Annotated in this window: 13 protein-coding genes and 2 pseudogenes; 7 read left to right on the forward strand and 8 right to left on the reverse strand. The window is 70.7% G+C overall.

All coding sequences use genetic code 11. The annotated features are described in order from the left end of the window. Positions 1 to 127: 127 nt before the first annotated feature. The 3 genes from nth to RDV84_RS16095 form a co-directional block, all read right to left on the reverse strand. The gene (gene nth, locus RDV84_RS16085; protein WP_057950175.1) at positions 128 to 784 is read right to left on the reverse strand and encodes an endonuclease III; all 657 of its coding nucleotides are present in this window, start codon (positions 782 to 784) and stop codon (positions 128 to 130) included. A 333-nt stretch (positions 785 to 1,117) separates the two neighbouring features. Next, positions 1,118 to 1,531, reverse strand: a complete 414-nt coding sequence (locus tag RDV84_RS16090; RefSeq protein WP_309153742.1) for a hypothetical protein — start codon at positions 1,529 to 1,531, stop codon at positions 1,118 to 1,120. A 76-nt stretch (positions 1,532 to 1,607) separates the two neighbouring features. Further along, complete coding sequence (locus RDV84_RS16095; protein ID WP_057948196.1) at positions 1,608 to 2,390, reverse strand: enoyl-CoA hydratase/isomerase family protein; 783 nt, start codon at positions 2,388 to 2,390, stop codon at positions 1,608 to 1,610. A 233-nt stretch (positions 2,391 to 2,623) separates the two neighbouring features. Here RDV84_RS16095 and RDV84_RS16100 point away from each other — a divergent pair, with 233 nt between their 5' ends. The 4 genes from RDV84_RS16100 to RDV84_RS16115 all read left to right on the forward strand — a co-directional run bounded on the left by RDV84_RS16100 (position 2,624) and on the right by RDV84_RS16115 (position 5,382). Beyond that, complete coding sequence (locus RDV84_RS16100) at positions 2,624 to 3,310, forward strand: FKBP-type peptidyl-prolyl cis-trans isomerase N-terminal domain-containing protein (protein ID WP_057948195.1); 687 nt, start codon at positions 2,624 to 2,626, stop codon at positions 3,308 to 3,310. A 208-nt stretch (positions 3,311 to 3,518) separates the two neighbouring features. After that, positions 3,519 to 3,701, forward strand: coding sequence for a DUF1289 domain-containing protein (locus RDV84_RS16105; RefSeq protein WP_057950174.1), 183 nt, complete (start codon positions 3,519 to 3,521; stop codon positions 3,699 to 3,701). Continuing rightward, the gene (locus RDV84_RS16110; protein WP_309150909.1) at positions 3,698 to 4,534 is read left to right on the forward strand and encodes an NUDIX hydrolase; all 837 of its coding nucleotides are present in this window, start codon (positions 3,698 to 3,700) and stop codon (positions 4,532 to 4,534) included. The genes RDV84_RS16105 and RDV84_RS16110 overlap by 4 nt, the downstream gene beginning before the upstream one ends. Continuing rightward, positions 4,531 to 5,382 (forward strand): sulfurtransferase, encoded by an 852-nt coding sequence (locus tag RDV84_RS16115; RefSeq protein ID WP_309150910.1) that lies wholly within the window; start codon positions 4,531 to 4,533, stop codon positions 5,380 to 5,382. Before RDV84_RS16110 ends, RDV84_RS16115 begins: the two co-directional genes overlap by 4 nt. A 112-nt stretch (positions 5,383 to 5,494) precedes the next feature. Here RDV84_RS16115 and RDV84_RS26630 read toward each other — a convergent pair. Then, positions 5,495 to 5,668, reverse strand: a pseudogene (locus tag RDV84_RS26630) (DUF6053 domain-containing protein); the annotation flags it as partial. Positions 5,669 to 5,779: 111 nt separating this feature from the next. Between RDV84_RS26630 and RDV84_RS16120 the strand changes: the two are divergent. Beyond that, a complete protein-coding gene (locus RDV84_RS16120; RefSeq protein ID WP_309150911.1) occupies positions 5,780 to 7,120 on the forward strand; it encodes a substrate-binding domain-containing protein in 1,341 nt (446 codons plus the stop codon). A gap of 79 nt (positions 7,121 to 7,199) precedes the next feature. Here the strand turns inward: RDV84_RS16120 and RDV84_RS16125 are convergent, their stop codons facing one another. Both RDV84_RS16125 and RDV84_RS16130 read right to left on the reverse strand, forming a co-directional pair. Continuing rightward, complete coding sequence (locus tag RDV84_RS16125; protein ID WP_078998655.1) at positions 7,200 to 7,958, reverse strand: enoyl-CoA hydratase/isomerase family protein; 759 nt, start codon at positions 7,956 to 7,958, stop codon at positions 7,200 to 7,202. Continuing rightward, on the reverse strand, positions 7,955 to 9,541 hold the full coding sequence (locus RDV84_RS16130) for a DUF4139 domain-containing protein (protein ID WP_309150912.1): 1,587 nt from the start codon (positions 9,539 to 9,541) through the stop codon (positions 7,955 to 7,957). The genes RDV84_RS16125 and RDV84_RS16130 overlap by 4 nt, the downstream gene beginning before the upstream one ends. 13 nt (positions 9,542 to 9,554) lie before the next feature. On the opposite strand from RDV84_RS16130, the gene RDV84_RS16135 reads away from it, so the two are divergent. After that, on the forward strand, positions 9,555 to 10,082 hold the full coding sequence (locus tag RDV84_RS16135) for a copper chaperone PCu(A)C (RefSeq protein ID WP_267272128.1): 528 nt from the start codon (positions 9,555 to 9,557) through the stop codon (positions 10,080 to 10,082). A gap of 33 nt (positions 10,083 to 10,115) precedes the next feature. Beyond that, positions 10,116 to 10,196, forward strand: a pseudogene (locus tag RDV84_RS26635) (DUF6053 domain-containing protein); the annotation flags it as partial. Positions 10,197 to 10,252: 56 nt separating this feature from the next. Here the strand turns inward: RDV84_RS26635 and RDV84_RS16140 are convergent. Together RDV84_RS16140 and uvrA are read right to left on the reverse strand one after the other, a co-directional pair. Continuing rightward, entirely contained in the window at positions 10,253 to 10,771 is a 519-nt protein-coding gene (locus RDV84_RS16140) for an acyl-CoA thioesterase (protein WP_425606381.1), read from the reverse strand. Between the two features lie 233 nt (positions 10,772 to 11,004). Continuing rightward, on the reverse strand, positions 11,005 to 13,983 hold the full coding sequence (uvrA, locus tag RDV84_RS16145; protein ID WP_309150913.1) for an excinuclease ABC subunit UvrA: 2,979 nt from the start codon (positions 13,981 to 13,983) through the stop codon (positions 11,005 to 11,007). Positions 13,984 to 14,142 lie beyond the last annotated feature (159 nt).

A 14,142-nucleotide genomic window follows, 5' to 3' on the forward strand; every position in this document is an offset into this window, starting at 1 on the left:
GGAGAGATGGCGCGCAGGCTAGGGTGTGAAAGTTGCGTAAATGTGACAGGACTGACTTATTTCTTGGGCATGACCGCCGGATGACGTGGTTACAACGGTCAGGTTTCGGCTGAAATATCCTTTCCGATCAGACAGCTACGGGCTCCGGATCGCCCGGCGTCTGGTCCGGGAAGCGACAAAGATCACGGATCGCGCAATGCGGGCAGTCGGGTTTGCGTGCCTTGCAAACGTAACGTCCGTGAAGGATCAGCCAGTGGTGAGCGTCTTGCAGGTAGCGATCCGGCACCACTTTCACCAGCTTGTGCTCGACCGCGAGCACGTCCTTGCCCGGCGCCAGTCCGGTGCGGTTGGAGACCCGGAAGATGTGCGTGTCGACCGCGATGGTCGGCTCGCCGAACGCGGTGTTGAGCACCACGTTGGCGGTCTTGCGGCCGACGCCCGGCAGCGCTTCGAGCGCGGCGCGCTCGCGCGGCACTTCGCCGCCGTGCCGGTCCAGCAACTGCTGCGACAGCGCGATCACGTTCTGCGCCTTGGTGTTGAACAGACCGATGGTGGCGATGTAGGGCTTGAGCCCGTCCACGCCGAGATCGACCAGGGCCCGCGGCGTGTTCGCCACCGGGAACAGCTTGCGCGTGGCCTTGTTGACGCCGACGTCGGTGGCCTGCGCCGAGAGCGCGACGGCGACCAGCAATTCGAACGGCGTGGTGTATTCCAGTTCGGTGGTCGGATGCGGGTTGAGCGCCTGCAAGCGGGCGAACATCTCCTCGATCTGCGCCGGCTTCATCTGCGCGCCGGGACGTTCGCGCACGGTCGCGTCGACGCGTGCGCTCGGGCGGACCGGTTTGGGCGAGGGCTTGGCGGCGGTTTTCTTCGCGGTCGCGAGTTTCTTCGCCGCCGGTTTCTTGGTCGCGGCTTTGCTCGCGACGGTCTTCCCGGCGCTCTTGCTTGCGGCGGTCTTCTTGGCGGAGCCCGCCGCCGAAGTCCGTTTCGCCGCGGGCTTGTTCGCGGCGGAGGACGCGGAGCGGGCGGACGTGGCTGGCCGGGAGGCGGGCGCGGTCTTGGGCATGCGGGGAGGGCGGTGCGAAGGAGGTTCGAAGGGTAAGGCCGGCGCGAACGGCTACGGCGTTCCGCGCTGGGCGGCCTTGGCTTTGGCGCGCGCGAGCGCGGCGGCTGCGGCGCTCGGCAGAGCGGGGCGCGGCGCGGTTTCGGCGGCGGGGAGGTTCGGGGGCTCAGTCGAGGCCGTCGCCGCGTCGGCCGCGGTGTCGTCGGCGGACGTCTCGGCAGCCGTCCGGACCGACGCCGCGGCGCGCTGCGCCGTGCGTTCCTCGGCGCGGCGCTGCAGGCGGCGGTCGCGGGCGCGGTAGCGTTCGCGCGCGGCCAGCGCGCGCAGGCGCGCCTGGCGCGCGTGGCGGCTGCGCTGCGCGCACGCCGGCGCGCAGGCGGCGCAGACGCAGGCGGCATCGAAGTCGGGATCGAGCAGGCCGAGCGCGATCGCGCGGTCGAGATCGTCGTCGGCCAGCGCGCGCGCGATCGCATGCGCGCGCGCGCCGGACGCATCGGCGCAGGCGCACACGCAGGCGTTCGGCGCGCGCTCGCTCACCGGTCGCTCAACTGCCGCGGAACGCCGGCTTGCGCCGTTCCAGGAACGCGCCGGTGCCTTCGCGCATGTCGTCGGTGGAGAACATCAGGCCGAACTGCGCGGTCTCGTATTCCAGGCCTTCCTCGATCCCGCACTCGCCGCCGACGGCGATGCAGTCGAGCACGCCGCGCAGCGCCAGCGGCGCGGATGAGGCCAACTGCTCGGCGAGCTTGAAGGTTTCCGCTTCCAGCTCGGCCGCCGCGACCACGCGGTTGACGATGCCGAGCTGCTGCGCGCGCGCCGCATCGATCGGCGCGCCGAGCAGGCACAGTTCCAGGGTCGCCGCGCGCCCGGCCAGGCGCAGCAGGCGCTGGGTGCCGCCGAAGCCCGGGATCAGGCCGAGGTTGATTTCCGGCTGGCCGACCTTGGCGCTGTCGGCGGCGATGCGCAGGTGGCAGCCCATCGCCAGTTCCAGGCCGCCGCCGAGGGCGAAGCCGTTGATCATGGCGATCACCGGCTTGGGCATCTTCTCGATCCGGCGCATCAGCTTCTGCCCGCGCAGGGAGAAGTCGCGACCCTGAACCGGAGCGAGTCCGTTCATCTCGGCGATGTCGGCGCCGGCGACGAAGGCCTTGGGGCCGGCGCCGGTCAGGACCACGGCGCGCACCGCCGGATCGGCCGCGGCGGCCTCGAAGGCGGCCAGCAGGGCGTCCAGGGTGGCCGCGTTGAGCGCATTCAGCTTGTCGGGACGATTGACGGTGATCTGGCGCACGGCGCCGCGATCGGCGATCAGCAAGGGCGATTCGGTCATGTGATGGCCGTAGATTCAGGGACGAGGGGGATTGCGACCGGCGTTGAACTCCGCGCCGGCGGCGCGGTCAGAGCGGGCTGGCGTCAGTAGCGGTTAAGCGCTGCCGCCGGTATCCTAACCCGTCCTGTCGGGGCCTTTCGACCGATGGACACTACATACGGGGCATTGGAAGCCGCCCCCAGCTGATCGGGGCGGCCCAGGTCGCCCCGTGCCATTACCGGAGATTTCATCGAATGAAGTTGCGTTTGATTGCTGCCGCCGTCGCGGCCCTGGCTCTGACCGCCGGCAACGCCGTCGCGCAGGACACTTCTTCCGAGAAGGGCAAGCTGAGCTACGCGCTCGGCTACGACCTCGGCCGCAATGCCGTGGAAAGCGGCGAAGCGGTCGATGTGAACACCATCGTCAAGGGCCTGCAGGACGGCTACGCCAAGAAGCAGCCCTCGGTGCCGGTCGATCAGCTGCGCACCGCGGTGCAGAACATGCAGAAGCGCCAGGCCGAGAAGGCCAAGGCCGAGTGGGACAAGGCCGCGGCCGAGAACAAGACCAAGAGCGACACCTTCGTCAACGCCAACAAGGCCAAGGCCGGCGTGAAGGTGCTGCCGGGCGGCGCCCAGTACCGCGTGGTCGAGAACGGCACCGGCGCCAAGCCGACCCAGGCCAGCACCGTGGCCCTGGAAGTGGCCGGTCCGTTCCCGTGGGGCGAGCGTCCGGCGCAGGCGCGTCCGGCCAACAACATCCCGTCGATCAAGGTCAGCGAGATCGAGATGCAGGCCATGCGCGACGTGCTGCTGCAGATGCCGGCCGGCTCGAAGTGGGAAGTGACCCTGCCGTCCGAGAAGGCCTACGGCGCCGACCCGCGCACCCCGTTCCCGCCGAACGTGGCCGTGCAGTTCGAGATCAAGCTGATCAGCGTCAAGTAAGACCCGCGTTCGCGGTCTTAGGCTCCAACGCACTTGCGCCGGCCCGTCCGGCGCAAGTCGTTTCTGGGGCGGGCGCCGCGGCCGCACGCCGCGGCCGGCGCCCGCCGTTTATCGCTGCGCTTGCCGCCGGACGCGATCGGGTCCTGGCGGCGAGGCTTTACCCGGCCGCGCCGCCAGGCACAATGGCGGCATGGCCCCGGTGGACGACATGACGACATTCCGCGCGGTGCTGAGCCCGTGCATCGGCATTTGCCAACTCGACGACGACGGCCTGTGCCTGGGCTGCCACCGCACCACCGCCGAGATCGCGCGCTGGTCGCAGATGAACGACGACGAGCGCCTGCGCCTGATGGAACACGTGCTGCCGCAGCGCGAATCGAACCGCGCATGAGCGGGCGCGACCGCCCCGACGAGGGTCGCGCCGCGGGGCCGCGCGCTGCGGACGGTCGCGTCGCCGGCGCGGACGCTGCCAACGCGCCGGGTCCCGGCGACACCGCTGCGATCGATTCCGCTTCGAACGCACCCGCTTCGAGCGCACCCGCGTCGAACGCATCCGCTTCCGATCAACGTATCGCCGGCAGCCGCGACTTCGACGCCGACTTCCTCGCCGGCGACTCGCGCGCGCGCACCCGCCTGCTGACCGCGCTGCACCCGCTCGACGCCGCGCCCGAGGACGACGGCTGGAACCTCGACGACCTGCACGGCCTGCTGCCGGACAACGCGCTGCGCGCGCAGGCGGCGGTGCTGGTCGGGCTGGTGCCGCGGCCGCAGGGCGTGCAGGTGCTGCTGACCCGGCGCACCGACGGCCTGCGCCAGCACGGCGGCCAGGTCAGCTTCCCGGGCGGGCGGATCGAGCCCGACGACGAAGACGCGGTCGCCGCGGCGCTGCGCGAGACCTTCGAGGAGATCGGCGTGCCGCCCGCGCAGATCGCGCCGCTGGGCTTCCTCGACCCGCTGGTGACCATCACCGGCTTCCGCGTGCTGCCGCTGGTGGCGACGGTCGATCCGGCCTATGTCGCCGCGCCCGATCCGGCGGAAGTCGCGGCGGTGTTCGAAGTGCCGCTGGCGTTCCTGCTGGACCCCGACAACCTCACCACCCGCACCCTGGAGTACAAGGGGCGCGCGCGCCACGTGCTGGAATACCGCTGGCCCGACCAGCGCATCTGGGGCGCGACCGCGTCGATGCTGCTCAACCTGCGACAACGCCTGGAGGCCGTGCGATGAGCGACTGGACCACCCTGGTATCGGCCGAAGACCTGGCCGCGGCGCTGGGCCGCGACGATCTGATCGTGATCGACACCCGCACCTCGCTGACCGATCGCGCCGCCAGCGAACAGGCCTATCGCCAGGCGCATATCCCCGGCGCGCGCTACGCCGATCTCGACCGCGACCTGTCCGACCACCGCAAGCCCGGCGGCGGCCGCCATCCGTGGCCGGACGCGGCCGATTTCGTCGCCACGCTCGGCCGTTGGGGCGTGACCGCGCAGCATCAGGTCGTGGTCTACGACGCCGCCGACGGCGCGCTCGCGGCCTCGCGCTTGTGGTTCCTGCTGCGCGTGCTCGGCCATCGCCGCGTCGCCGTGCTCGACGGCGGCTGGCAGCGCTGGAGCGCGCTCGGATTGCCTACCGACGCGCAACTGCCGACGCCGCAGCCGACCTCGTACGAGGCCGGCTACGACGCGCGCCGCTTGCTCGACGCGCAACAGGTGCGTTCGCTGCTCGATTCCGGCGGGCTGCTGATCGATGCGCGCGCCGGCGAGCGTTTCCGCGGCGAAGTCGAGCCGCTGGACAAGCGCGCCGGCCACGTGCCCGGCGCGTGCAACCGCGCGTACGCGCTGAACCTCGACGACGGCCGCTTCAAGTCGCCGCAGGCGCTGGCGCAGGAGTTCTCGCCGCTGCTGCAGGGGCGCGAACCCGCGCAGGTCGCGGCGATGTGCGGCTCGGGCGTCACCGCCTGCCATCACCTGCTGGCGCTGGCGCATGCAGGCTTCGACGGGGCCGGTCTATACACCGGCTCGTGGAGCGGCTGGATCGAAGACCCGCAGCGGCCGGTGGCGACCGGGGACGAGTGAGGCGGGGTTCGCCGCATCTCCTGCATATCGTTATCTCCTGCATGCCGTCATCCCCGCGAACGCGGGGACCCGGGAACTCCTGCGTCCCGCAGCGACCGATCGCTTTTGTGGGAGGGCCTTCAGGCCCGATGCTCTTCGCTCGGATCGCGGCGACCTGAGCGAAGAGCATCGGGCCTGAAGGCCCTCCCACAAGAGCGAAGAGCATCGGGCTTGCAGGCCCTTGCACAAGCGCATCGGCGCGGCCGCCAGTCGCATCGAAGCCATGAGAAAGAGGCCGCCTTTTCATGCGCAATCAGTGCATTCCATAACGATATGCAAGTGACGCACATCGCGTAATCGCTGCGTCACATCCCGTTCCCATCCTTGCGCGCAATTCGCTCTTCAGGGGGAGCGCGCCATGGTGCGTGCCGCGGTTTCGTCGCTGTTGTTCTGGTTCGTCCTGCTGTTCGCCGCGGCCGCGCCCGCGCAGGAGGCCGAACGGGTGCGCATCAGCGGTTCCAACACGCTCGCGCGCGCGCTGGTGCCGACGGTGGCGCAGGCTTGGTTGCGCGATATCGGCTATCGCGACATCCAGGTGCGCAAGCCGCGCGCGGCGCTGACCGAGATCCACGCCACGCGCGACGGCCAGCCGCTGGTGGTGGAGATCGCCGCGAGCGATTCGGCGCTCGGCTTCGCCGACCTGGTCGAAGGCCGCGCGCAGATCGCGATGATGGCGCGGCGGCCGAACGCGGCCGAGATCGACGCCGGTTGGCAGCTCGGCGACCTGGCCTCGCAGGATCAGGAATTCGTGGTCGCGCTCGACGGCGTGGCGGTGGTGGTGAACCGCGCCAATCCGATCGCGCGGCTGGACCTGGAGCAACTGCGCGCGCTGTTCTCCGGCCGCTCGCGCGACTGGCGCGAACTCGGCGCCGCCGCCGGCGAAGTGCATCTGCATCTGGACGCGAACGCCGGCGCGGTGCGCGACCTGATGAACGACAAGGTCATGCGCGGCGCCGCGTTCGGCGAGGCGCAGATGCACTCCGACGCGCGCGCGCTGATCGCGGCGGTCGCCGCCGATCCGTTCGCGGTCGGGCTGGTTCCGATCGGCGAGAGCTACGGCCAGGGCGCGCGGCCGGTGGCGGTGTCCGACGGCGGCCGCGCGATCGCGCCGACCCGCGCCGACGTGCTCAGCGAGGACTATCCGCTCAGCCGCCGGCTTTACCTCTACGGCGGCCAGATGATGGGCGCGCTGAGCCGCAGCTTCGCCTTGTATTCGATGGGCCGCGGCGGCCAGCGCGCGGTCGCCCGGGCCGGCCACGTCGCGGTGACCCTGGTGCCGGGCCGCGAACGCGCGCTGACGCTGGGGCCGCTGGAGTACCGGCAGATGGTCGAACGCGCGGTGCGCCTGCCGCTGAGCCTGCGCTTCAACTTCGCCGGCTCCGGCGAGGCCGCGGTCGCCGCCAGCGTCTACGACAGCCGCGCGGTGCGCGACCTGGACCGCCTGCGCAGCTTCATGCGCCTGCCGCCGAACCGCGGCCGCAGCGTGCTGGTGGTCGGCTTCGCCGACGCCAGCGCCGGCTCGCCGATGGCGTCGATGATGATGAGCAACGATCGCGCCGATCTGGTCGCGCAGGAGCTCGTCTCGCGCGGAATCAAGGTGCAGGTGGCGCGCGGCATGGGCACGGCGCTGGCGGTGGCGGGCGCCCGCGATCCGCTGGCGCGCTATCGCAACGAGCGGGTCGAGGTGTGGTTGCTTTGAAGCGAGGAGCGAGCGTGGAGGAGTGAGGAGTGAGCGAAAGCTTTGGCTCGCTCCTTACTCCTCCACGCTCGCTCCTTCGTCACTTGCCCAGCTTCGCCACCAACGCCTGCAACGCGGCCTGGGTGTCCGGCGAATACCAGGAGTCGACGAAGCGGTCGAGCTCGATATGCTCCGGCCGCAGCGCCTCGATCAGGTCGGCGCGGGCCAGCGCGCGGGTCTGCAGCATCGCGCTGCGCGGCAGGCTAAGCAGTTGTTGCAGCCACTCGCGCGCGTGCGCGGCGACCTGCTCGATCTCGACCAGCTCATCGACCAGGCCGATGCGCAGCGCGGTCTCGGCGTCGACCATCGCTCCGGCCACCAGCAGGCGTTCGGCGCGATAGGTGCCGACCACGCGCCGCATCAGCCGCTGGATGCCTTCCGGCGCGACCAGGCCGACCTGGGTCTCGTTGAGGCCGATGCGGTAAGCACCCGCGGCCATCACCCGGTAATCGCAGCACAGCGTCAGCACGCAGCCGCCGGCCGGGGCGTGGCCGGCGATCGCCGCGACCACCGGCACCTGGGCCGAGGCCAGGGTGCGCGCCAGGCCGAAGAACGACTGCCAGGCCAGCAGCAGGTGATCGCGCTGGTCGCCGAGCGAGAGCAGGTAGGGCACGTCCAGTCCGGCGGAGAACACCTTCGGCCCGCCGCTGAGCACGATGCCCTGGGCGCCGTGGCCGATGGCGTGCTCGACGGCTTCGCGCGCGGCGTTGCACAGCGCCGGATTGAGCGCGTTGACCGGCGCGCGCGCCAGCTTGATTTCGACGATGTCGCCGTGGGTCTGGGTTTCTACGCAATTCATGGTTTGACGTCCTGGGGCCAGCGGTAGCGCACGGTGTAGGTCAGCTTGGTGTCGCCCTGCGCCGGCACGGCCACTTCGAATTGCGCGCGGTGCGCGTCCTTCTTCTTCGCCGGCAGGCTGGACGACACGATCTCCCAATCGCTCCAGCGCGGCAAGGGTTCGGTGACGCGGACCGTGGCCGGCGTCTTCTTGGCGTTCTTGATCTCGATCGCGAACGATTCGGTCATCGTGCGTCCGGTACGGTCGAGCTGGAACGCGGTGGCCTCGCGCTTGGCGCTGAGGTCGAAGACCTTGCCCAGCTCGAGCTTGATCTCGGCGCCGGCCGGCGTGTGCTCCAGGCGCGATTCGCCGAGGAAATCGTCGCCGTCGAACGCGCGCACGCGCCCGGCCGGCAGCGGCAGGCCGAGGCCGGCGGGCTTGTCGTTGACGAACTCGACCTTGCTCAGCACCGACAGGTCGCCGGTCTGGCCGGAGTAGTTGCGGTCCAGCAGCGGCGTCGGCGGTTCCCAGCCGACGCCGGCGGCGTCGAGCGCGTAGATGCGTTCGCACTTGACCGCGCCGTTGCGCGGGAACAGGGCGATGCGCTCGGTGCCGCCGTTGCGCAGGTCGACCGGTTGCGGCAGGTCGTAGGCGTGGTATTCGCCGGCGGCGCGTTCGACCGGCATCGGCGGCGCCGGTGCGGGGGCCGCGGCGTCGGCGTAGGCCATGCGCGCGCCGGTGACTTGGATGGTTTCCAATTGCACCCCGCGCTGGCGGTTGGGCTCGCCCGCGACCAGGCTCAGCCGCGCGCGGTCGAAGCCGCGGCCGGAGCGGTTGGCGACCAGCGCCGCGCCGTCGAGCGCGAGCGTGCAGCCCGCGCCCGGCGCCAGCGTGGCCTGGTATTCGGCGCGCCAGGCCAGGCCGCCCATCGGATAGCTCAGCACGAAATCGGCGTCGCCGGCCTGGGCCGCCTCGACCGTCCACCGCAGCGAGGAGCGGCGCGGCAGCGCGCCTTCGTTGTCGATCAGGCTGAAGCTGTCGTAGTTGCGGATCACCTTGACCCGGCCGTCGTCGAGGGCGAGGGTCAGGCCGTCGCCGGTGGCGAGCAGCACGCCGCTGTCGGTCTGCTTGGCGCCGCCGGAGGTGTGCTCGACCGCGACCTTGCGCCCGATCGCGCCGCTCATGACGTTCTGCGCGCCCGACACCGCGGCGATGTAGCGCTGCGCGATCACGCCGACGCCGGGCGTGCGCGGGACCAGGGTCGCGGCCTCCACGTCCATCGACGGCGGCAGCGGCGATTCCTCCAGCGCGTTGGCGCCGCGCTTGAGCGATTCGCGCAGCGGCCGTTCGACCAGGGCGTAGCCGGGCATGCCGGCGCTGGCGGCGCGGACGCCGGCCAGAGCCTCGTAGTCGCCGCTGTAGACGGTCAGGCGCAGCGTGCCTTCGCGCGCGGCTTCGGACTTGGCCGGCTTGGCCTCGGCGCTGCGGTCGGCCGGGGCGGCGGCACGGTCGCCGGAAGGGGCGCCGCCGCAGGCGGCCAGCAGTCCCGCGGCGAGCGCGCCGAACGCGGGCGGCGAGAAACGGGGACGCAACGGTTGGTTCATCGTCGACTCCTTGATGGTTCCCTACCTGTTCGGCCGATCGTCGGCCGAGGGTTATCATAGGCCGATGAACGTATCTCGCATCCGAACGGGGTTGGCGCTGGCGGCGTTGTTGGCCGCTTCGATGAACGGCGCGGCGGCGAAATCGCCGGCGCCCGCGGCCGCCGCGAAGGCGTGCGCGGCGCAGGTGCGCGAAGGCTGGGTGCGGCTGCCGCCGATGCAGATGCCGATGATGGCCGGCTTCGGCCGGATCGAGAACCGCTGCGCGGCGCCGGTGACCATCGTCGGCGCCAAGAGCGCGGCCTTCGCCGACGTGTCGCTGCACGAGACCCGCATCGTCGACGGCGTCAGCAAGATGCGCGCGCTGCCGGAACTGCGGATCGCGCCCGACGGCGCGGCGGTGCTCAAGCCCGGCGGCATGCATCTGATGCTGATGCAGCCGCATGCGCCGCTCAAGGAAGGCAGCCGGGTGGCGATCGAGTTCGAATTGAAGGGCGGCGGCTCGCTGCTGGGCGAGTTCGAGGTGCGCAAGGCCGCGCCTTGAGCGCGGGCCCGCAATCGGGCCGCGGATGCTGTTGTGGGAGGGCCTTCAGGCCCGATGCTGTTGTTTCAGATCGCGGCGATCCGAGCGAAAAGCATCGGGCCTGCAGGCCCGAGCACTCAAGCAAAAAAAACCAGGCCTGAAGGCCTTCCGACTTTATTTCCCGGCGCCGCTCAGCGCGGCGCGCAGGCCGCGCGCACCGGCTCCGGCAGCGCCGCGGGCTGGCCGGTCTCGCGATGGATCCACACCAGCACCACGTTGCCGTCGCAGTACAGCGCGCTGGGGTCGTTGGCGCCGACGATGCGGTGGCCGACGCTGAGGCTGGTGTTGCCGAGGCGCTCGACGAACAGTTCGATGTCGATCTCGTTCGGCCATTCGATCGGCCGGCGGTAGTTCAGGTGCGCGGCCGCGACCACCGGCGCGACGTGCTCGTCCATGCCGTGGCCGGGCAGGGTCACCATCCAGCGCAGGCGCGCTTCCTCGAGGTAGCTGAGGAACTTGGAGTTGTTGACGTGGTTGAACGCGTCCAGGTCGCGCCAGCGCACCGACAGCGGCACCCGGATCAACGCGGCCGGCGCGACGGCGAAGGATTCGACCAGTTGCGCGGGGGGCGCGGCTTGCGGCTGCGTGGCGGGTTCGAGCTGGGCGCGGGCCGGACGCGGCTCGGCGGCGGGCGCCGCCGCGGCGACCATGCCCGCATCGGCTTGCGGCGCGGCCGCGGCGACGCTCTCGACCGCCGCGGGCGCGGCGGTCTCGCTGTTGCGCTTGCGCGGCGCACGCTTGCGCGGCGCCGTCTTCTTGCCGGCCTGCTTGGCCGTTTGCCCGGCGGCGGGCGTGGCCGCCTGCTTGGGCGTCTGCTTGAGCGCCTGTTTGCTTGGGGGCTTGGCCGTCTTGGCCTTGGGTGCGGCTTCGTTGTTGCTGTCGCTCATGCGGCGGATTTCTTCTTGGCGCGCGCGGGCGGCGCGTCGGTCTTGGATGGGGTGGTCTTGTTCGCGGTCTTGGCCGCGGGCTTGGCGGCCTTGGCCGGCTTCTTGTCGCCGCCGGCCTTGCCCGATCCCGGTTCGCCCGGCACCGGCATGCCCAGCAGCGGCGCGAGGAAGCGGCCGGTGTAGGAATGCGCCAGCGAGGCGATGTGCTCGGGCGTGCCGGTGGCGAGGATGCTGCCGCCGCGATGGCCGCCTTCCGGCCCCAGGTCGACGACCCAGTCGGCGGTCTTGATGACGTCGAGGTTGTGCTCGATCACGACCACGGTGTTGCCGTCGTCGCGCAGGCGGTGCAGCACCGCGAGCAGGTGCTCGATGTCGTGGAAGTGCAGGCCGGTGGTGGGCTCGTCGAGGATGTACAGGGTGCGGCCGGTGTCGCGGCGCGAGAGCTCCTTGGACAGCTTGACCCGCTGCGCTTCGCCGCCGGACAGCGTGGTCGCGCTCTGGCCCAGCTTGATGTAGCTCAGGCCCACGTCCATCAGCGTCTCGAGCTTGCGGGCGATGGTCGGCACCGCCTCGAACAGCGCCAGCGCGGCCTCGACCGTCATCTCCAGCACGTCGTTGATGTTGTAGCCCTTGTACAGGACCTCCAGGGTCTCGCGGTTGTAGCGCTTGCCGTGGCAGACGTCGCAGGGCACGTACACGTCCGGCAGGAAGTGCATCTCGACCTTGATCAGGCCGTCGCCCTGGCAGGCCTCGCAGCGGCCGCCGCGCACGTTGAAGCTGAAACGGCCCGGCGAGTAGCCGCGCGCGCGCGCTTCCGGCACCTGCGCGAACAGCTCGCGCAGCGGGGTGAACAGGCCGGTGTACGTGGCCGGGTTCGAACGCGGGGTGCGGCCGATCGGCGACTGGTCGATGTCGACGACCTTGTCGAACAGCTCGATGTTCTCCACCGACCTGTGCGGCGCCGGGGTCTGCGCCGCGCCGTTGAGTTCGTTTGCGGCGATGACGTAGAGCGTGTCGTTGATGAGGGTGGACTTGCCCGAGCCCGACACGCCGGTGATGCAGGTCAGCAGGCCCGCCGGAATCGACAGGTCGACGTCCTTGAGGTTGTTGCCGGTGGCGCCGCGCAGGTGCATCGTCGCCTTCGGATTGGGCTTGTGCCGGTTCTTCGGGATGTCGATCTTGCGCTTGCCGCTGAGGTACTGGCCGGTCAGCGAACGCGGCGCCTTGAGCAGGTCCTGCAGGGTGCCTTGGGCGATCACCTCGCCGCCGTGCACGCCGGCGCCGGGACCGATGTCGACGACGTGGTCGGCCAGGCGGATCGCGTCCTCGTCGTGTTCGACCACGATCACGGTGTTGCCGAGGTCGCGCAGCCGGGTCAGGGTGCCGAGCAGGCGTTCGTTGTCGCGCTGGTGCAGGCCGATCGACGGCTCGTCGAGCACGTACATCACGCCGACCAGGCCGGCGCCGATCTGGCTGGCCAGGCGGATGCGCTGGGCCTCGCCGCCCGACAGCGAGTCGGCCTTGCGCTCGAGCGTGAGGTAATCCAGGCCGACGTCGACCAGGAAGCGCAGGCGGTCGACGATCTCCTTGACGATCTTGACCGCGATCTCGCCGCGCCAGCCCGGCAGTTGCAGGGTCTTGAAGAACTCCAGCGCATCGTCGACCGGCAGCACCACCAGTTCCGGCAGCGGACGCTCGGCCACGAACACGTTGCGCGCGGCGCGGTTGAGGCGCGCGCCGCCGCAGTCGGGGCAGGGACGCTGGCTGATGAACTTGGCCAGTTCCTCGCGCACCGCGGCCGATTCGGTCTCGCGGTAGCGCCGCTCCAGGTTCGGCACGATGCCTTCGAAGCGGTGCTTGCGCTGGCTGCGGCCGCCGTTCTCGGTGATGTAGTTGAAGCTGATCAGCTCGTCGCCGCTGCCGTACAGCACCGCCTTCTGCTGCGCGGCGCTGAGCGACTGCCACGGCGTGTCGACGCTGAACTTGTAGTGCTTGGCCAGCGACTGGATCAGCTGGAAGTAATAGGCGTTGCGGCGGTCCCAGCCGCGCACCGCGCCGGCGGCGAGCGAGAGTTCGGGATGCACGACCACGCGCGCGGGATCGAAGAACTCGGCCACGCCGAGGCCGTCGCAGGTCGGGCAGGCGCCGACCGGCGAGTTGAACGAGAACAGCCGCGGTTCCAGTTCCGGCAGCGAGTAGTCGCAGACCGGGCAGCTGTACTTGGACGAGAACAGCAGCGGCTCGGCGTCGTCCTTGTCCAGCGACATCACCTGGGCCATGCCGTCGCCGAGCTTGAGCGCGGTCTCGAAGGATTCGGCCAGGCGCTGCTTGATGTCTTCGCGCGGGCGGAAGCGGTCGACCACCGCCTCGATGGTGTGCTTGACCCGCAGCGCCAGCGGCGGCACCGCGTCGATCTCGTACAGCGCGCCGTCCACGCGCACGCGCACGAAGCCCTGCGCGCGCAGTTGCTCGAACACCTGGGCGTGCTCGCCCTTGCGCTCGCGGATGACCGGCGCCAGCAGCATGTAGCGCTGTTCCGGATCGAGCGCGATCGCCTGGTCGACCATCTGGCTGACGGTCTGCGCTTCCAGCGGATAGTGGTGGTCGGGGCAGCGCGGACTGCCGACGCGCGCGTACAGCAGGCGCAGGTAGTCGTAGACCTCGGTGATCGTGCCGACGGTCGAACGCGGGTTGTGCGAGGTGGATTTCTGCTCGATCGAAATCGCCGGCGACAGGCCTTCGATGTGGTCGACATCGGGCTTTTCCATCACCGACAGGAACTGCCGGGCGTAGGCCGACAGCGATTCGACGTAGCGGCGCTGGCCTTCGGCGTAGATGGTGTCGAAGGCCAGCGAGGACTTGCCCGAACCGGACAGTCCGGTGATCACGATCAGCTTGTCGCGCGGCAGATCGAGATCGATGTTCTTGAGGTTGTGCGTCCGCGCGCCGCGGATGCGGATGTAGTCCAGCGCCATCGGGTGCCTGCAAGGGGGAGGGTCGCCGGCGCGGAAGGCGACGGCGAACAGGGGAGCGTATCGAGTGGGGGAGATGGGGGCAAATCCGCGCAACGGAAGCGGCGGCGGGGCGCGCGGGCGATGCCGTCGCAGGCCCGTGGGGCTTGGGTCGCGGGTCGG

The organism is Lysobacter yananisis (genome assembly GCF_031199375.1).
Lineage (GTDB): Bacteria > Pseudomonadota > Gammaproteobacteria > Xanthomonadales > Xanthomonadaceae > Lysobacter > Lysobacter yananisis.